The sequence below is a fragment of the Kitasatospora sp. NBC_00240 genome (assembly GCF_026342405.1).
Classification (GTDB): domain Bacteria; phylum Actinomycetota; class Actinomycetes; order Streptomycetales; family Streptomycetaceae; genus Kitasatospora.
The window spans coordinates 79,734-97,628 of record NZ_JAPEMU010000004.1 but is presented as its reverse complement, the minus strand read 5'-3'; the positions used below and the strand labels follow the sequence as shown (position 1 = coordinate 97,628).

18 protein-coding genes and 3 pseudogenes are annotated in these 17,895 nt (G+C 71.1%); 12 read left to right on the top strand and 9 right to left on the bottom strand.

The genetic code is table 11. The features are described from left to right. Positions 1-98 precede the first annotated feature (98 nt). The 8 genes from OG689_RS43530 (at position 99) to OG689_RS43495 (ending at position 9,376) form a co-directional block, all read left to right on the top strand. On the top strand, positions 99-1,178 hold the full coding sequence (locus tag OG689_RS43530; protein ID WP_323189415.1) for a LacI family DNA-binding transcriptional regulator: 1,080 nt from the start codon (positions 99-101) through the stop codon (positions 1,176-1,178). Positions 1,179-2,462: 1,284 nt separating this feature from the next. Beyond that, positions 2,463-3,659 (top strand): extracellular solute-binding protein, encoded by a 1,197-nt coding sequence (locus OG689_RS43525; RefSeq protein ID WP_266329087.1) that lies wholly within the window; start codon positions 2,463-2,465, stop codon positions 3,657-3,659. A gap of 3 nt (positions 3,660-3,662) precedes the next feature. Beyond that, positions 3,663-4,799: an ABC transporter ATP-binding protein gene (locus OG689_RS43520; protein ID WP_266329085.1), complete on the top strand. Its 1,137-nt coding sequence runs from the start codon at positions 3,663-3,665 to the stop codon at positions 4,797-4,799. Beyond that, on the top strand, positions 4,792-5,694 hold the full coding sequence (locus tag OG689_RS43515) for a carbohydrate ABC transporter permease (RefSeq protein ID WP_266329083.1): 903 nt from the start codon (positions 4,792-4,794) through the stop codon (positions 5,692-5,694). Before OG689_RS43520 ends, OG689_RS43515 begins: the two co-directional genes overlap by 8 nt. Continuing rightward, positions 5,694-6,596, top strand: a complete 903-nt coding sequence (locus tag OG689_RS43510) for an ABC transporter permease subunit (protein ID WP_266329081.1) — start codon at positions 5,694-5,696, stop codon at positions 6,594-6,596. Before OG689_RS43515 ends, OG689_RS43510 begins: the two co-directional genes overlap by 1 nt. 14 nt (positions 6,597-6,610) lie before the next feature. Beyond that, positions 6,611-7,729 carry a Gfo/Idh/MocA family protein gene (locus tag OG689_RS43505; RefSeq protein WP_266329079.1) on the top strand — a complete coding sequence of 373 codons (1,119 nt, stop codon included), beginning with the start codon at positions 6,611-6,613 and terminating at the stop codon, positions 7,727-7,729. Next, the gene (locus tag OG689_RS43500; protein WP_266329077.1) at positions 7,722-8,639 is read left to right on the top strand and encodes a PmoA family protein; all 918 of its coding nucleotides are present in this window, start codon (positions 7,722-7,724) and stop codon (positions 8,637-8,639) included. The genes OG689_RS43505 and OG689_RS43500 overlap by 8 nt, the downstream gene beginning before the upstream one ends. Continuing rightward, positions 8,636-9,376: a cupin domain-containing protein gene (locus tag OG689_RS43495; RefSeq protein ID WP_266329075.1), complete on the top strand. Its 741-nt coding sequence runs from the start codon at positions 8,636-8,638 to the stop codon at positions 9,374-9,376. The genes OG689_RS43500 and OG689_RS43495 overlap by 4 nt, the downstream gene beginning before the upstream one ends. A gap of 374 nt (positions 9,377-9,750) precedes the next feature. Here OG689_RS43495 and OG689_RS43490 read toward each other — a convergent pair. The 5 genes and pseudogenes from OG689_RS43490 to OG689_RS43470 all read right to left on the bottom strand — a co-directional run. Further along, positions 9,751-10,311 (bottom strand): annotated as a pseudogene (locus OG689_RS43490) (DNA-3-methyladenine glycosylase); the annotation flags it as partial. A 164-nt stretch (positions 10,312-10,475) separates the two neighbouring features. Then, a complete protein-coding gene (trxA, locus tag OG689_RS43485; RefSeq protein ID WP_266329073.1) occupies positions 10,476-10,802 on the bottom strand; it encodes a thioredoxin in 327 nt (108 codons plus the stop codon). A gap of 78 nt (positions 10,803-10,880) precedes the next feature. Next, positions 10,881-11,888, bottom strand: a complete 1,008-nt coding sequence (gene trxB, locus OG689_RS43480; RefSeq protein ID WP_266329071.1) for a thioredoxin-disulfide reductase — start codon at positions 11,886-11,888, stop codon at positions 10,881-10,883. Between the two features lie 7 nt (positions 11,889-11,895). After that, complete coding sequence (locus OG689_RS43475) at positions 11,896-12,321, bottom strand: arsenate reductase ArsC (RefSeq protein WP_266329069.1); 426 nt, start codon at positions 12,319-12,321, stop codon at positions 11,896-11,898. Between the two features lie 60 nt (positions 12,322-12,381). Next, positions 12,382-13,026 carry a three-helix bundle dimerization domain-containing protein gene (locus OG689_RS43470; protein ID WP_266329067.1) on the bottom strand — a complete coding sequence of 215 codons (645 nt, stop codon included), beginning with the start codon at positions 13,024-13,026 and terminating at the stop codon, positions 12,382-12,384. Between the two features lie 120 nt (positions 13,027-13,146). Here OG689_RS43470 and OG689_RS43465 point away from each other — a divergent pair, with 120 nt between their 5' ends. Genes OG689_RS43465 through OG689_RS43455 form a run of 3 tightly spaced genes read left to right on the top strand, consistent with a single transcriptional unit; the run spans position 13,147 to position 15,364 of the window. Next, on the top strand, positions 13,147-13,458 hold the full coding sequence (locus OG689_RS43465) for a metalloregulator ArsR/SmtB family transcription factor (RefSeq protein ID WP_266329065.1): 312 nt from the start codon (positions 13,147-13,149) through the stop codon (positions 13,456-13,458). A 56-nt stretch (positions 13,459-13,514) separates the two neighbouring features. Beyond that, positions 13,515-14,285: an MIP/aquaporin family protein gene (locus tag OG689_RS43460; protein WP_266329064.1), complete on the top strand. Its 771-nt coding sequence runs from the start codon at positions 13,515-13,517 to the stop codon at positions 14,283-14,285. Then, a complete protein-coding gene (locus tag OG689_RS43455) occupies positions 14,282-15,364 on the top strand; it encodes an ArsO family NAD(P)H-dependent flavin-containing monooxygenase (RefSeq protein WP_266329062.1) in 1,083 nt (360 codons plus the stop codon). Before OG689_RS43460 ends, OG689_RS43455 begins: the two co-directional genes overlap by 4 nt. A 19-nt stretch (positions 15,365-15,383) precedes the next feature. On the opposite strand, the gene OG689_RS43450 is transcribed toward OG689_RS43455, so the two are convergent. The 4 genes and pseudogenes from OG689_RS43450 to OG689_RS43435 form a co-directional block, all read right to left on the bottom strand. After that, entirely contained in the window at positions 15,384-16,127 is a 744-nt protein-coding gene (locus OG689_RS43450; protein WP_266329060.1) for a TIGR02391 family protein, read from the bottom strand. A gap of 107 nt (positions 16,128-16,234) precedes the next feature. Then, complete coding sequence (locus OG689_RS43445; protein WP_266329058.1) at positions 16,235-16,711, bottom strand: GNAT family N-acetyltransferase; 477 nt, start codon at positions 16,709-16,711, stop codon at positions 16,235-16,237. 16 nt (positions 16,712-16,727) lie between these two features. Then, positions 16,728-17,054, bottom strand: a complete 327-nt coding sequence (locus OG689_RS43440; RefSeq protein WP_266329056.1) for a metalloregulator ArsR/SmtB family transcription factor — start codon at positions 17,052-17,054, stop codon at positions 16,728-16,730. 53 nt (positions 17,055-17,107) lie between these two features. Continuing rightward, positions 17,108-17,263 (bottom strand): annotated as a pseudogene (locus tag OG689_RS43435) (ArsR/SmtB family transcription factor); the annotation flags it as partial. 1 nt (position 17,264) lies between these two features. On the opposite strand from OG689_RS43435, the pseudogene OG689_RS43430 reads away from it, so the two are divergent. Beyond that, positions 17,265-17,864, top strand: a pseudogene (locus tag OG689_RS43430) (transposase); the annotation flags it as partial. Between the last annotated feature and the right edge of the window lie 31 nt (positions 17,865-17,895).

The following is a 17,895-nucleotide window of genomic DNA, read 5'->3' as shown; positions in this document are numbered from 1 at the left end:
GGCTGCCTTGAGATCCGAAAACCGTCGTCGCCCGACGCCCGGGCTGGCGGCGGGGCCGGAATCGGGAAGCCGGGCGCCTAGGGGCGGGGGTGCGGTGCATGCTCGGGGTGATCGTTGTATATGCCAAGGAATTCCGGAGAGGTGCCGTCGGTCGCATGGTGAGTGAAGCTCGTCCAGAAACGAGGAAGAAGCGCGCGACGATCTGGGAGGTCGCGCGGTTTGCGGGGGTCTCTCACCAGACGGTCTCGCGATATCTGCGGAACCAGGACAGCGTGCGCCCGGCGACTCGCGAGAAGATCGACAAGGCGGTCGAGGAGCTCGACTACCGTCCCAACCTGGTCGCGCGCTCGATGCGGACCAATCGCAGCAACCGGATTGCCATCGTCCTGCCGGCGCTGACCAACTTCGTTCCGGTCCCGGTACTGCGAGGAGCCTCCCAAGTGGCGCGCGAGGCCGGCTACAGCATGGACGTCATGGGTCTGGAAGGGGACGCGGCGCGCCGCGCGGCGGAGGTTGTCGCCCTGCTCGACGGCCAGCAGGTCGATGGTGTCCTGTCGCTGACGCCTCTCAGCGAGGCCGTCATCGCGGCAGCCGGTGGCCGGCCCGTCCTGGTGTACGGCGAGTACGACGACAACCTGCATGCCCGCGGTCAGTTCGCCGACGGCGCTCCGGCCGGGGACATCGTCCGCCACCTCGCAGAGCTGGGCCACCGCCGCTTCCTCCACGTCGCGGGCTCTCCCGACTGGGCCTCCGCGCTCAACCGCCGCGCCGTCTACGAGGAGACGGTCGCCGCGCTCGGACTGGAGTCCTACGGCGTCCACGAGGGCGACTGGTCCGTGTCCTCCGGCTACCTGGCGGCCCAGGAGCTGCCCGCCGACTCCGGGGTGACGGCCGTCCTGGCGGCCAACGACTTCGTCGCCATGGGGGTGATCCGCGGGTTCCAGGACCGTGGCATGGACGTGCCCGGCGACGTGAGCGTCTTCGGCTGGGACAACGAGCAGTTCACCCAGTACTTCCGGCCCAGCATCTCGACGGTCGGCTTCGACCGCGAAGCGCTCGGCCGCCGGGCCATGGCCTCCCTGCTCGCCCTCGTCGCCGGCGAACCACAGTCCACCTCGTCCCCGAGCACCCCGTTCGAGCTCCTCTCCCGTGGCTCCAGCGGCCCCGCGCCGCACTGACCGGGCGCGTCATCCCGCCCCCGCCCCGTTGCGATGCGGCTCCACCCCTTGAGACCGACCGGCAATTGGGGGGTGGGTGAAGGGGCGGTGTTCGGGCCGAGTCCGGCAAGGCGGAGGAGGGAGCAGCAGCGGAGCTGCGGCGACTGACGACAACGCAGTCCAGGCGACAGCCCGGGCGCCGCGACGCCGCCCCCCAATTGCCGGTCGGTCTGAGTCTGGCGGCGACGGGGCGGTGGTCGCTGCCGGTGGCGGGCAAGGTCCAGGTCGCGGTGGCGCCGCGGCCGGTGAGGTGGTCGTCCGGGGTGGTGGGAGGGCGCTGGGCCAGCTGAAGCCGAAGCCGGCACCGGAGCTTCTTGTTCTGAGCACAGTCGGGTGGTCAGGGGCACGAGGGTGCGGTCGTGGCCAGCGGCGTTGAGGCGCCCAGCAGCACGACCTTGCGCAGGGGATCCTGGTCGATGGCATCGCGGAGCGGCGAGGAGACTCCGGTCGCGGTGCCGGACCTGGCTCTCGCCGAACGGGGGCCTGCGCGTCCAAGCCGCTCCCGGCCCCGTCCACGTCCCCATCTCGCCCCATACACGTCGCCCTCTCCGGGTCCGGCGCCCCGGTACCTGACGGGGCCGAGCAGCGAGGCCGCCCCGGCGTAGGACTGGGCCGCGGCCCGTGCTCGTCGATTGCGCCCGTTCGATGCCGTCAGGGGCCGCCCCCTCGGCCGACCGGAATCCCGAACGGATCAGGGGCCGCCGGCCACGGGGCTGGAACCGGGTCGGCCTGGGGGAGAATCCCGTCCACGCCTGCACCAGGCCGCTGGGCGGGCCGCGCGGCGCCGTAGGACGCGGTGCCTCGGTCGAGGCAAGGCGGACTTTCTTCGTCGACGTGACGGTCGTAGGGACTCCGACGAGTTCTCCGGTATCCGCATCACCCACCGGTCCCTCGCCATCCCCGACGCCAGGTCGTACCCTGTGGCCCTCGCGCCCCAGCGGCAGGCACCCCCGACCCTGCGAACCCGGGCGACCAATCCTGCGTGCCTGGGTTCGACCAACGTCGGGCATGCCCAGGTCATGGGCGCACCTACCTAAAAAGTGATCGATCACTCTTTAGCTATTGACGCCAAAGGTGATCGATCACTACGTTCGCTGCAACAAGCCGGTGAACGGCTTGTTTCCCCCATCTGATCCCGGTTGCCCACCCATACCCGGGGACCGGTTTTTCCGCGGCACACCGAGGTGCCAGGGAAGGACACCCATGACTCAGCGCCATGCAACCCACGCAATCAGACCCAGGCTCGTGGCGGGAGCCGCCGCGGCGGCCCTCTCCCTGGCCATGATCACTGCGTGCGGCGCACCGAACAGCACGTCCGCCTCCTCGAGCACGATCACTCCCGAGAAGCCCGGCAAGCCGATCGCCCTGACGATCCTGGACGGCGGCGGCGACCTCAAGGGCGGCGGCCAGTCCGCCATCGACGCCTTCGTGAAGGCCAACCCGGATCTGGTGTCCTCCGTGACGTACCAGACCGCGGCCGCCACGGACGTTGCCGGCAAGATCAAGGCCCAGCAGTCGGGCGGCCACATCGACATCTCCCTGGTGCTCGGCGGCGGCGACGTCCTCGGCGCCGGCGAGGACCAGAAGCTGTTCCAGCAGCAGCTGGACACCCAGGTCAAGTCCCTGCCGGACCTGAGCACCATCCAGGACGACGCGCGCTCCAACATCCAAAGGCTCGCGAACGGATACGGCCTCCTGGTCAACTTCGACCAGAACGGGCCGTTCCTCGACTACAACCCCACGGCCGTGGCGGCCGGCCAGGTCCCGACGACGCCGCAGGCGCTGCTGGACTGGGCGAAGGCCAACAAGGGCAGGTTCAGCTACGCGCAGCCGGCCAACTCCGGCTCCGGCCGCGCCTTCATCCAGGCCCTGCCCTACCTGCTCGGGGACTCCGACCCGTCCGACCCGGTCGACGGCTGGACCAAGACCTGGGCCTACCTGCAGGAACTGGGCAAGTACGTCAACAGCTACCCGGCCAGCTCGTCGCTGCTCGCCCAGCAGTTCGGCAGCGGCCAGCTGAGCCTCATCCCGACCGTTCTGTCCCACGACATCGCCAACCGCAAGGCCGGGACCTGGCCCGCCGGCACCGGCATCGCCCTGTTCCAGAACGAGGCCTGGATCAACGACGGCCACTTCGCGATGATCCCGAACGGCGTCAGCGCGCAGACGCTTTACGTCGCCCTGAAGCTGGAGTCCTACCTGGTCACCGCCGACGCGCAGCGGGCCCGTCTGACGACCGGGGTGCTGACCACGGCGAACAAGGACGCCACCATCGTGAACTCCGGCACGGACGTCACCGCGTTCGTCCAGCAGTGGGGCCGCCCCGACTTCTTCCCGAACGCGCTGAAGACCGGCGCCTCCCGCCCGCCGCTGACCCCCTCGAACCTCCAGAAGGCGTTCGACCTGTGGCAGCGCAACGTGGGCGCCAAGGTCGGTGGGTGAGCCGTGGCGACCACGACGACCAGACCGGCCGTGGGCTTCGAGAAGCTGTCGATGCGCGGGATCACCCGCGCCTACGGCAAGAACCCACCCGCCCTGGACCACTTCGACCTGGAACTGCCCCGTGGCGAGTTCGTGGCCCTGCTGGGCCCCTCCGGGTGCGGAAAGTCCACTGCTCTGGCATGCCTGGCCGGACTGCAACCGCTGACCGGCGGCTCCGTCTGGCGCGACGACGAGCGCATCGACATCCTGCCGCCGGAGAAGCGCGGCTTCGGGATGGTGTTCCAGAACTACGCGCTCTTCCCGCACATGAGCGTGCAGAAGAACGTCGAGTTCGGTCTCGCAATGCGCCGCATCGCGCGCAAGGAACGCGGCCGGCGCGCTCTGGAGGCCCTGCGCACCGTGCAACTGGCCGAGCACGCCGCCAAGCTGCCGTCCCAGCTCTCCGGCGGCCAGCAGCAGCGGGTCGCCATCGCCCGAGCCCTGGCCATCCGGCCGGAGGTCGTGCTGATGGACGAGCCGCTGTCCAACCTCGACGCCGCCCTGCGGATCGAGATGCGCACCGAGATCAAGCGGATCTACCAGGAACAGGGCCTGACCGTCCTCTACGTCACCCATGACCAGGAAGAGGCCCTGTCACTGGCCACCCGCCTGGTGGTGCTCCGCAAAGGCAAGCTGGAACAGAGCGGCACGCCCGAGGACGTCTACACCAACCCCGCCAGCGCCTACGTGGCCGGCTTCATGGGCTACCGCAACCTCTTCCCCGCCGCTCTCGACTCCCAGGGCCCGGGCCGCCAGGTGACCATCGCCGCCCACGGCGCGGTCGTCGCCGGCACCCTCAAGGGCGCCGGCCCCGTCCCGGCCGTCGGCGCGCAGGTCACCGTCGCCATCCGACCCGAGGACCTGCGGGTGGCCGTCGCCGGCAGCAGCAACACGATCGAGGCCGTCGCCGAAGTGGTCGAGTACCACGGACGCGAGCTGTCGGTGCAGACCCGCACCAACGACGGCGGCGTGCTGCACCTGAAGACCGACGAACCGGTCGTCGCCGGCTCCGTACTGTCCCTGACAGCGCGCCCGGACCGGATCCTGGTCTACCCCGGCGGACCCGACCCCACCACGGTGGTGGTGAAACCCCATGGCTGACCTCCCCGTCACCGCCGCACCGCGACAGCCGCTGCGCCACCGGCTGGCCGAGCACGGCATCGACCGGTCGCTGCTCCTGCTCCTGCCCGCCGTGGCGGTCATCGCCGGCCTGTTCCTCTACCCGTTCCTCTACGGCCTGTCGATCTCCTTCCAGCCGCAGAAGGGCGAAGGGATCTTCGCCAACTACAGCGCCTTCTTCTCCGACCCCTACCTGGCCGGGTCGATCGGTAAGACCCTGCGGCTGGCGGTCCCAGTGGCCGTGGTCAGCGTCGCTCTGGCCGCGCCGCTGGCCTACCAGTGCCGCCGTGACTTCCGTGGCCGCCGATGGGTCACGCTGGTGCTGATGCTGCCCATCACCTTCGGCAGCATCCTCATCGCGCAGGGCATGCCCCGGGTGTTCTCCCCGTACGGCTGGGCCAACCTCGCCCTCAAGGCCGTCGGCCTGCCGCAGGCCGACCTCATCTACAACTACCGCGGCACCTTCATCGCCGCGGTGCTGACCACCTTCCCGCTCGGCTTCCTGCTGATGGTCGGCTTCTTCGGCGGGATCGACCGGTCGCTGGAGAACGCCGCCGCCACCCTCGGCGCCTCCCGCGCCGCACGGTTCCGGCGGATCATCCTGCCGCTGGCGACCCCCGGCATCCTCACCGCGTTCATGCTCGCGCTCGTCGAAGCGTTCGCGATCTTCCCCTCCGCGATCCTGGTCGGCCAGCCCGACAACCAGACCCACGTCCTGACGATCCCGATCTACCAGGCCGCCTCGCAACACTCCGACTACACCCAGGCGTCCGCCATCGCCGTCGTGCTCACCCTCATCGAGCTGCTGATCCTCGCCGTGATGGTCACCGTCCGAGGGCGCTTCTACAAGGGCCCGGCCACGGGAGGGAAGGGCTGATGACCACGACACCCACCACACCCACGACACCCACCACACCTGCCGCACCCGCCGCACCTGCGGCTCCCGCACCGGGGCGCCCCCGGCCCCGGCCGACCCTCACCGCCGTCATCACCTGGATCCTCGCCGGACTGTTCGCCGCCACCCTGCTGGCCGTCCTCGTCTCCGTCGTGATCAGCTCCCTGTCCACCACCTGGAGCGGCAACTGGCTGCCGACCGGGTACACCTGGTCCTGGTTCACACAGGCGTGGCACCAGCCCGGTCTGGCCACCTCCATCGGCGTCACCTTCAAAGTCGCCCTCGCCGACGTCCTCCTCGCCCTGCTGATCGGCGTCCCCGCCGGCTACATCCTGGCGCGCAAGAAGTTCCCGGGCCGCTCGGCGATCATGCTGTTCGCACTGTTCCCGGTGATCCTGCCGCCACTGACCTACGCCGTGCAACTGGCCGCCCTCATGTACCGCATCGGCCTGGGCGGCACCCTGACCGCCGTGATCCTGGTCAACCTCGTGCCCATCCTGCCGCTGGTCATCCTGATCACGGTGCCGTTCGTGGAGCAGATCTCCCCGGACGTGGAGAACGCCGCGAAGGTCTTCGGCGCCGACAACCTGCGCCTGTTCACCCGCGTCCTGGTGCCGCTGCTCACCCCCGGCATCGTCGCCGCCGGCGTGCTGAGCCTGGTCCGTGTGCTGGGGTCGTTCGAGCTGACGTTCTTCGTCTCCAGCGCCCGCACCCAGACGCTGGTCGTCGCCATCTTCGGCGCGATGTCCGACCCGGGCGGGCCGCCCGCCGCCCTCACCGCCGCGATGACCGTCTTCTACATGGCCATCGCCCTCCTCGGCCTCGCGGTGAGCCTGCGGTTCTCCAACCCCGCCCAGGCGCTGTCCAAGCCGGCCGCCCACTGAAATGAAGGACTGACATGACGGATTCCCTCCAGCCCGTCCGCGTGGCGATCGTCGGCGCCGGGAACATCGCCGAGACCTGCCACATGCCTGCTGTGCGCGCCCAGGGCGCCGACGCCACCGCGGTGGCCGTCGTCGACGTCGACCTCGCCCGCGCGAAGGCCTTCGCCGCCACCTGGGGCATCGACGAGGCCTTCGACGACCTGCACGAGATGCTCCGGGCCACCCGCCCGGACCTGGTCGTGGTGTGCACCCCGCCGATCGCGCACCGCGACGCCGTCACCGCCTGCCTCGACGCCGGCGTCGCGGTGTGGTGCGAGAAGCCCCCCACGCTGTCCGTCGCCGAGTACGACGAGATCGCGCGGCACGAACGCGACGGCGGGCCCTACGTCTCCTACGTCTTCCAGCACCGCTTCGGCTCCGGCGCCCGCGCTCTGCGCGAGCGCATCCGCACCGGTGCCCTCGGCAAGCCCCTGGTCGGCATCTGCCACACCCTGTGGTACCGCGACGACGCCTACTACCAGGTGCCCTGGCGCGGGAAGTGGGCCACCGAGGGCGGTGGCCCCAGCATGGGCCACGGCATCCACCAGATGGACCTCATGCTGGCCCTGATGGGGGAGTGGGCCGAAGTCCGGGCCGCCACCGGCACGCTGGCCCGCGACGTGGAGACCGAGGACGTCTCCATGGCCCTGGTCCGCTTCGCCTCAGGCGCCATGGTCTCCATGGTCAACAGCGTCCTGTCCCCCCGGGAGACCAGCTACCTGCGGTTCGACTTCCCCGACGCCACCGTCGAGCTCAGCCACCTGTACGGGTACGACAACTCCCACTGGACCTGGACACCTGCACCGCACCGCAGCGGCGAGACTCCCGCAGCCCTCGGCGCCCCCGACCGTAACGAAGCCAGCTCCCACGCCGTCCAGCTCCGCTTCCTCATAGACGACTTGCGGCAGGGGCGCCGCCCCGAGGGCAGCGGCGACGACGGCCGCCGGGTCCTGGAGTTCATCGCGGCCCTCTACGAGTCGGCCACCACGGGACGCCCGGTCACCCCCGGTCGGCTCACCGCGGACAACCCCTTCTACCACTCCATGAGCGGCACCCCCGATCCCCGCACCGCGAAGGAGGAGCTCCATGCCTGAGACCCGCTTCCACATCGCCGACAGCGACGGCACCACGCTCGTGGTCACCGTCGACGGCACCGAGATCGCCCGCTACGTCTACCGCCCCGACGCCCCCGCCGAGGAGTCGCCCAAGCCGTACCTCTACCCGCTCAACACCCTCTCCGGAGCGCCGCTGGGCGTCTACCGGCCCTGGGACCACCGATGGCACAAGGGCCTGCAGATGACCTGGTCCCACCTGTCCGGGGACAATTTCTGGGGAGGACCCACCTTCGAGGCGGGGGCACCGGGCCACGGCTACGTCTGGCGTCGCAACCAGGGCAGCCAGGAACACCAGTCCTTCGAGGCCCTCGACACCGAGGGCGACGAGGTCACCGTCCGCGAACTGCTCCACTGGGTCGCGTCCGACCAGCAGACCTGGATCCACGAGTCGCGCACCCTGCGCTTCCACAGCGCGGACGCCGCCCGGGGGATCTGGGTGCTGGACTTCCACACCGACCTGACCAACGCCCACACCGAGACACTGGAGATGGGCAGCCCCACCACCCACGGACGCGAGAAGGCGGGCTACACAGGCCTGTTCTGGCGCGGCCCGCGGGCCTGGACCGGAGCCGACATCCTGGCCGACGGCGCCGACGGCGAGGAGCTCATGGGCACCGAAGGAGCCTGGGCGGCCATCAGTGGCGAGCACGACGGGATCGACGGAGCGGCCACCGTCCTGGCCTACGCCGGCACGTCCTCCGCCCCTGCACCGATCAAGTGGTTCGCCCGCAGTGACGCCTTCGCCTGCCTCAACCCCTCGCCGGCCTTCGACACCGAGATCAAGCTCGACCCCGGCCACACCCTGCGGCTGCGGCACCGCTTCGTCTTCATCGACCAGGCCACCGACCGCTCCATCCTGAAGCCGATAGCTGCCGAGTTCACGCTGTGACAATTCCTGCCTATCCCGAGTTCCCCGGAGCCGTCGGCTTCAGCCGCCTGAACGCCTACCCCTGGCCCACCGCCGACGACGCCCACGGCGGATCCCCGCACATGCATCTGACCTGCGCCGAGGCGTACATCGTCCTGCACGGCCGCGGCCGACTGCAGACCCTGAACCGATCCGGACCCACCACCCAGACCCTCACCCCCGGCGACGTCGTCTGGTTCACCCCCGGCACCATCCACCGCGCCGTCAACGACGGCGACCTCCAGGTCCTGGTCATCATGCAGAACAGCGGCCTGCCCGAGGCCGGGGACGCCGTCATGACCTTCCCGCCCGCGCACCTGACCCGCGACACCTACCCGGCCGCCGCATCCCTGGCCGGCGCCGACAGCACCCCCGACCCCACGCGGGCCCGCGCCCGCCGCGACCTCGCCGTCGAGGGCTTCACCACCCTGCTGGACCAGTGGAAGCTCGGCGACCGCCAAGCGCTGGAAGACTTCTACACCGCCGCCGCAAACCTGGCCGCCCCCCGGCTGGCCGAATGGGAACGCATCATCGAGGACGGCGCCGCCGCCACCGCCGAAGCCGCCCTCGCCAACATCGACGCCCTGCGCCACGGCGACACCTCGCACCTGGACCTGGCCTCCGTCCACCGCATCGCCGGCCCTCCCGGGACCACGCTGGGCATGTGCGGTTTCCTGACCGCGTACGACCCGGTACGCCGCCGGGGCCCCCAGCCCTGACCTGCCCGCCCCGGGCCGCGGGCAGGGGCGGGGTGAATCGCCGGATGAGGGCGGCACATGGGCTGGAAGGGGGGCAGCCGCTTCCCGCGTTCCCTGAACAAGCGACATCGCGCGCAGGGCGGCAGCGGCGGGGCTACGGTCACCGAATGGACGGCGCCCGCACGAGTACATCGGCCCGGGCGCACCGTTGGACAGCCGACCATGGGGGTACGCGTGAGCGCCTCAGGTCCGGCGAGTGATGGTGGTGTGGGCTGTGGACGTATCGGCCCGCCGACCCTCATCCACGACCACCCCTGACCCGGCCGGGCCCGGCCCCCACACAGCCCGCACGCACCCAGCAGGTGTCCGCTGCTCGGGCGGTTCGAAGGCCGAGGTCAGCGGTGCCGGTGATCGTTCGGAGCGAGTCGGGGGCCGAACCTGGGGGCCCGCACGCCGGCCGCCCGGATGATCCGGCACAGCCGGTGCCGCTGGCCGGCATACGGCTCAAGCAGTTCCAGCATCTCCGCGTCCGTGCTGCGCACCCTGCCGGCCATGGCGAAGCCGACCGAATTCGGCAGATGCAGGTCGCCGACGGAGACGGCGTCCGGGTCGCCATTGCAGCGCTGCAGGGTTTCGGCAGCAGTCCAGGGCCCGATCCCCGGGATCAGGGTGAGACGGGCGATGGCGTCGGCGGAGGTCATCGCGGAGGCCTGTTCGAGGCGCGGGGCGAGCCGGACCGCCCGGAGCACGGTTTCGCTTCTGTGCAGGTCGACCCCGGCGCGGTGCCACTCCCAGGACGGGATCAGCGCCCACTCGCGGGCGCTGGGCGGCACCCGCAGCTCCGGCAGTGGTCCGGGCGCGGGCGTGCCGTGGCGGCGCAGCAGGTAGCGCCACCCCCGGTGGGCCTCGGTGACCGTGACCCGTTGTTCCAAGATCGCGGGGACGAGCTTCTGTATCCAGTGAGTGTTGTTGTCCGGCCCCGGGGATCAGTCGAACCGGGCATCGGCTACGCGCGGAGCGCGAGCACGACCGAGCTCATCGAACGCCACCACGGCCTCAGACGGTGGTGACCCGCCTGCGACCGTAGGCCGGGCGGTGCCTTGGTTGTTGGCGCTGACGGCTACAGGAACTCAGCCAGGTCGGCGAGCAGGGCTGCCTTCGGCTTGGCACCGGTGATGGTCGCCGCGACCTGCCCGCCCTGGAAGACGTGCAGGGTGGGCAGAGACAGTACGCCGTACTTCACGGTCGTGGCGGGGTTGGCGTCGGCGTCGAGCTTGGCGATGATGATCTTGTCGCTGTGCTCGGCGGCGATCTGTTCCAGGACGGGTGCGATCTGGCGGCAGGGGCCGTACCAGGCGGCCCAGAAGTCGACCAGGACGGGTTTGTCGCTGGCGAGAACGTCGGCGGCGAAGGTCTCGTCGGTGACGGTGATGGTGGCGCCGGCCATGGGTGGCTCCAAAATCGGGCGGTCCCGGACGGTGTCGCGCCCGGGACCGCGGGGGAGAAGGGGGCGGTTGGCGTTGTGTCAGACGGCTGGTTCGAGCTCCGGGGCGTCGTCGAGGTCGCCGGCGGCCACGTCGGCCAGCGCGGCGAGGTGGCGCTCGGCGTCCAGGGCCGCCGAGCAGCCGGAGCCGGCCGCGGTGATGGCCTGGCGGTAAATGTGGTCCACCACGTCACCCGCGCCGAACACGCCGGGCAGGTTGGTGCGGGTGGAGGGCGAGTCGACCTTGAGGTAGCCCTCGTTGTCCAGGTCGAGCTGGCCGGTGAACAGTTCGGTGCGCGGGTCGTGGCCGATCGCGATGAACAGCCCAGAGGCGGCCAGTTCGCGCTCCTCGCCGGTGACGGTGTCGTGCAGCGTGACGCCGGAGACCAGCTTGTCGCCGTGGATCGCCGCGACCTCGCTGTTCCACGCGAAGGTGATCTTCGGGTCGGCGAACGCGCGGTCCTGCATGGCCTTGGAGGCGCGCAGGGCGTCACGGCGGTGGACGACGGTGACCGAGTCGGCGAAGCGGGTGAGGAAGGTGGCCTCCTCCAGGGCGGTGTCGCCGCCGCCGACCACGACGACGTCCTTGCCGCGGAAGAAGAAGCCATCGCAGGTCGCGCACCAGGACACGCCGCGGCCCGACAGCTCGTCCTCGCGGGGGATGCCGAGCTTGCGGTAGCCGGAGCCGGTGGCCACGATCACCGTCTTGGCGCGGTGGACGGTGCCCTCGGAGTCGGTCAGCAGCTTGATGTCGCCGGTGAAGTCGACGGAGACGATGTCGTCGTCGACCATCTCGGCGCCGAACTTCTCCGCCTGGGCCCGCATGTTGGTCATGAGGTCCGGGCCGTCGACGCCCTCGGGGAAGCCGGGGAAGTTCTCGACCTCGGTCGTGGTGGTGAGCGAGCCGCCGACGAAGATCGCGCTGCCGAACAGCAGCGGCTTCAGCTGGGCGCGTGCGGTGTAGAGCGCGGCGGTGTACCCGGCCGGGCCGGAGCCGATGATGACGACCTCACGCACGTCGGCGCCGGCGGTGTCCTGGTTGGCGGTCATGAAGATGTCAGCTCTCCGTCTGCTGCTTGGCGTTGATCTCGGCGATCAGGCCCTCGATCAGGCCCTTGATCTCGTCGCGGATCGGGCGGACGGCCTCGACGTCCTGGCCGGCCGGGTCCTCCAGCTTCCAGTCCAGGTACTTCTTGCCGGGGAAGTACGGGCAGGCGTCGCCGCAGCCCATCGTGATCACGTAGTCGGACGCCTGGACGGCCTCCGTGGTGAGGACCTTCGGCTTCTGGTCGGAGATGTCGATGCCCAGCTCGGCCATCGCGGCGACGGCCGAGGGGTTGATCTGGTCGCCGGGGATGGACCCGGCGGAGCGGACCTCGACCCGGTCGCCAGCGAGGTGGCGCAGGAAACCGGCGGCCATCTGCGAGCGGCCGGCGTTGTGGATGCAGACGAACAGCACGGAGGCGATCGGCGCGGTGGTCATCGTGGTTCCTTCGGTTGTGCGGACTTCCGCGCCCGGGTGCGGGCCGGACGCGTGGGCGGGCTATTTCGGCTGGGCAGGGACGAGGTCGGCGATCAGGGCCTGGACGCGGGAGCCGATCTGGTCGCGGATCGCGCGCACGCGCTCGATCGGGGCGCCGTCGGGGTCGGGCACCGGCCAGTCCAGGTAGCGGCGGCCTGCCGGAATGGGGCAGGCGTCGCCGCAGCCCATGGTGACCACCACGTCGGCTGCGGCCACGACCTCCTCGGTCAGCGGCTTCGGGAAGACGTTCTCGGGCAGCGGCACGCCCGCCTCGGCGAGGACCTCCGCGATGTGGGTGTCCAGGTCGACGGCGGGCCGGGTGCCGGCCGAGTAGACGAGGACGGCGCCCTTCGCCAGGTGGGCGAGGATCGCGGCGGCCAGCTGGGAGCGGCCCGCGTTGCCGGTGCAGACGAACAGCACCCGCGGTGCGTCGCTGGTGGCAGGCGCGCCGGTGTGGGCGAGGGCGGCTAGGCGCTCGTCGGCAAGGCGCTCGGCCAGCACGACCAGGTGGGCGCGGACGGTGGCGCCCTCGGCGAGCAGCCGGTAGGAGTCGTGCAGCAGCCGCTGGACGGTCTCGGGGGCGAACGTGCCGTCGTAGCGGAGGGCCAGGCGGGCGGCGCCCGCCGAGAGTCTCGGATCCGGCGCCGGGGGCGGGGAGTTGGTCATCTGGTCTTCCGGTCCTTCGGGGCAGCGGGTCGTGGTGGAGAAGACGCGCAGGTGTCCCCGGTGGCGGCCGGGAAGAAGGGGGCTCGCTTCGCGGGCCCGACACAGGTAACGTATCAGCCCATGGTGACATCAGTCGACAGTGACGTCTTGAAGGCTCTGGCCGACCCGCTCCGGATGCAGATCATCGCGCTCCTCGCCAAGGAGGCGCTGTGCACGACGCATCTGGTCGAGGAGACCGGTGCCAGACAGACCAACCTGTCGAACCACCTGAAGATCCTGCGCGACGCCGGGCTCGTGGACACCGAGCCCTGCGGGCGCTTCACGTACTACAAGCTCCGCGCCGACGCCCTGGAGGCCGTGGCCGCGGAGTTCGGCGGGCTGGCCGCCACCGCCCGCGAAGCCGCGGCGGAAGGCCGCAAGCGGTCCTGCTGACGTAACCCCTGCCCAACCTTTGGCGGCCTGCCCCGCCCCTGCACAGGAGTGCCCTGATGAGCGCCATAGACGAGGCCAGACCCGAGAGCACCGAGGCGGAGCCGCTGGCCGCCGAGCCGCCGGCGGTCCCGCTGCTGAACCGGGTGGCGGCCGAGCTGGTCGGCACGGCCGCCCTGGTCGCGGTCGTGGTCGGCTCCGGTATCCAGGCGACCGAGCTCAGTCAGGACGTCGGGCTGCAGCTGCTGGCCAACTCCCTGGCCACCGTCTTCGGCCTCGGTGTGCTGATCCTGTTGCTCGGCCCGGTTTCGGGTGCGCACTTCAACCCGGTCGTGACGCTGGCCGAGTGGTGGACGGGCCGCAAGGACCCCAAGGGCCTGGGCCCGCGTGAGGTCGCCGCGTACATCCCGGCGCAGATCGCCGGCGCCATCGGCGGGGCGATCCTGGCGGACGCGATGTTCGGCGAGGCGCTGGTGAAGTGGTCGACGCACGACCGCTCGGCCGGGCACCTGTTGCTCGGCGAGGTCGTCGCCACCGCGGGCCTGGTCCTGCTGATCTTCGGCCTGGCGAAGACCGACCACCTGCGGTTCGCCCCGGTCGCGGTCGCCTCGTACATCGGCGCCGCGTACTGGTTCACCTCCTCCACGTCCTTCGCCAACCCGGCCGTCACCATCGGCCGCGCGTTCACCGACACCTTCGCCGGCATCGCGCCCGGGTCGGTCCCTGGATTCATCGGCGTGCAGCTTGTCGGTGGGATCGTCGGCCTGGCGCTGGTCGCGCTGGTCTTCGACCACCGCCGCCGTACCGGCGCCGCGGCCGTTTCGAAGTGAGCGAGGTCCGGCGCACCCAGGTGCTCGTCGTCGGCGCGGGCCAGGCCGGCCTCGCCGCCGGGTACTACCTGCGGCGCGCCGGACTCGACTTCGCCATCCTCGACGCCGCCGTCACACCGGGCGGCGCGTGGCAGCACTACTGGGACAGCCTCCGCCTTTTCTCGCCCGTCGGATACTCCTCGCTGCCCGGCAGGCCGATGCCGCACCAGGCCGGGTTGGGGGCACCTCCCGGCCGCCAGGCTGGGGGAGAGTGGCCGGACGCCGCCCACGTGGCCGACTACCTGGCCGAGTACGAGAAGCGCTACGAGCTGCCCATCCACCGTCCCGTCCGGGTCCTGACGGTGGAGAACACCACCGACGGGGGCCTGCTCGCGCACACCGACGACGGCGACTGGCACGCGGAGGCGCTGGTCAGCGCCACGGGCACCTGGTGGCGGCCTTTCATCCCCGCCGTCCCCGGGCGGGAGCTCTTCGCCGGGCGGCAGCTGCACACCCGCGATTACCGCACCGCCGGGGACTTCTCCGGCCGGCGGGTCGTCGTCGTGGGCGGCGGGAACTCGGGCGCGCAGATCGCCGCCGACCTCACCACCTGTGCCGCCGCCGTCCGCTGGGTCACCCGCCGCCCCGCCCGCTTCCTCCCCGACGAGATCGACGGCCGCACCCTGTTCGAGCTCGCGACCCGGCGCGTCCAGGCAGATGGCCCGCGCATCAGCGACCTCGGCGACATCGTCGCCGTCCCACCCGTCCGCGCGGCCCGCGACCGCGCGCTGCTGCACGACCACCGCATGTTCGACGCCCTCACCCCCACCGGCCCGCGGTTCGCCGACGGCACCGTGTGGCCGGCGGACGCGGTCATCTGGTGCACCGGCTTCCGCCCCACCCTCGCCCACCTCGCCCCGCTGGGCCTGCGGACCGGCGAGCGCGGCCGGATCGATACCGTCGGCACTTGCGCGACGGCCGACCCGCGGATCCACCTGCTCGGCTACGGGGACTGGACCGGCCCGGCCTCCGCCACCCTCATCGGGGTGGGCCGAACCGCCCGGCAGGCCGTGGCCGAGATCGCGGATCGCCTGCGCTGAAGCGCTGCCGGACAGGCCCTCACGTGGTGAGGACCGCAGTGTCCACCCAGCGGGCCAGCACGCTGAAAGCCGCCAACTGCTCCAGGGCCTCGTGCTCGGGCAGCTCGGGCAGCCCGTCCTCATGGCTGTTGGGATTGCGAATCGCGGCGAAGCACCCTTCGGCGAACGCGGTCGCGCCGCGGTGCACGCTGCGGAAGGTGTCGCTGCCGTCGTCGTCCATCAGCCGCAGGCGCGGCTGGCCGGCCTTGGGCGCGTCCTTGGAGAATAGACTCTGGAACAGACCGGTCTCGCCGGCATCGCGGCGGGAGACCTTGTTCTGCGTCTCGGCATTGACCTTCCGGGCGGCAGCAGTGACCGCCTCCCGGAAGTGCCCGCTTCGCCACAGGGCCCGCGCACCCTCCCACACCCAGGGGTGCATCGTCGCGGCGCTCAGTTGCGGCGCGTCGTCACCGAGCTTCTCCCGGACCTCCGCGTCGCGCTGCAGCGCCACATCCGCGCGCTGGACCGCCTCGCGATGCTGGTACCAGCGGTTGACGCGCTTGTTCCGGTCATCGGGAACGTCGGTGCGCCAGCGCGGCTGGACCCGGTCGAGGATCTGCTCCACGACCTGGGCGCTGGCGACGATGTCCGCCTGCGAGCCGCGGTTGGACAGCTTGCTGCTGCCCATGACGGTCACGCCCGGCGGCGACTGCGGGCGGATCAGGTCGGTGAGCTCAAGGAACCGGGCGAACTCGGCGCGCGCCCAGTCGATGTCGATGGCCATCGCCGCATCATCCTCGCGGGCCCCGCACCAGCGCCAGTCACTTAACACCGGTCGGGACAGCGGACGGCTTGCCCTGTCCGATCGCGTTGCGCACCGGTGCCGGGACGTCAGCAGTCGACGATCGGGCTGCGGCGCTCGATCAGCAGCACGTCGCGCCAGGTGCCGTGGTGGCGCCCGATCCGTTCGCGGGTGCCGATCACGCGGAACCCGGCCCGCTCGTGGAGGGCGAGGCTGGCGGTGTTCTCGGGGAACACACCGGACTGGATCGTCCAGATCCCGGCCGCCTCCGTCGAGGCGATCAGCGCCTCCAGCAGCCGGCGCCCGACGACCCGGCCCCGGGCGGCGGGGTGGACGTAGACGGAATGCTCGACCACACCCGCGTACGCGCACCGGTCGGAGACCCCGCCGACTGCCACCCAGCCCAGCACCTGTGCGTCCCGGTCGAGCGCGACGAACCGGTGACCGGCGGGCTTGGCCGCGTCGAACGCCTCCCACGTGGGGGCAGTGGTCTCGAAGGTGGCGTTGCCCTCGTCGATCCCCGCTTGGTAGACCACCAACACCTGCTCCGCGTGGTCCGGGGTCATCGGGGTCACCGTGAAGTCACCGCGCACAGCACTCTCCCGTGTCCAGTGACGCCGGGTCTTCGCCGAGGATCGCCCGCACCGCAGCCGGGAAGACCGTCAGGCAGGTCCGGTTGACCGCGTAGCGGGTGTAGGTTCCCTGCCGCTCGGGCAGGACGAAGCGGACCTCGGCGAGGACCCTCAGATGGTGCGAGACGGTGGACTGCCCCACCGGCGACCGTTCCACGATCTCGCCCACGCTCACCGGCCGGCCAGCGATCGCCAGCAGGTGCAGCAGCTGGATACGGGTGGGGCCGGCCAATGCCTTGAACCACGCCGCGTACGTCTCGGCGGTCTGCGCGTCCATTAGTCGATGAATAGCGGGGCCGACAGTCCCGGGTGGATCGCGGCCGAAATGGTTCAGTGGGCGGTGGAGAGGAGGCCAGCCATGGCGGCGAGCACTTCGGGGGCGACGCGGTAGTAGACCCAGGTGCCGCGGCGCTCGCTGGTGAGCAGGCCGGCCTCGCGGAGTTTCTTGAGGTGGTGGGAGACGGTGGGCTGGGAGACGCCGACGTCCTTCCCCGACCGCGTTTTCGCGTTCGACGAGTTCGGACCGCTCGGCATACGCCCGACCGGCGGATCCTGCTAGGCCGAGCAGGGCCGGCCCGACCGGACCCCGGCGACCTACCACCGCACCCACGGCGTGACCTACTTCCACGGCTGCTACTCCATCGGCGACGACACCCTCTGGGGCGTCAACCACCGGCGCAAGGGCACCGCCAACAGCCTGGCCGCGCTCAAGTCCATCCGCGCCGCCCGCCCCGACGGCGCCCCGATCTACGTGATCATGGACAACCTCTCCGCACATAAGGGTGCCAAGATCCGCCAGTGGGCCCGGAAGAACAAGGTGGAGCTGTGCTTCACCCCGACCAACGCCTCCTGGGCCAACCCCATCGAGGCGCACTTCGGGCCGCTGCGGCAGTTCACCCTCGCCAACTCCAACCACCCCAACCACACCGTCCAGACCCGTGAACTGCACCGATACCTGCGCTGGCGCAACGCCAACGCCCGTCACCCCGACATCCTGGCCGCCCAACGCCGCGAACGCTCCCGGATCCGCAGCGAGAAGGGCATCCGTTGGGGCGGTCGCCCTCTCGTAAACGCGACAGCGGCCTGACCGTGGACGGCTGAACGCTCGTGGGCGCAGC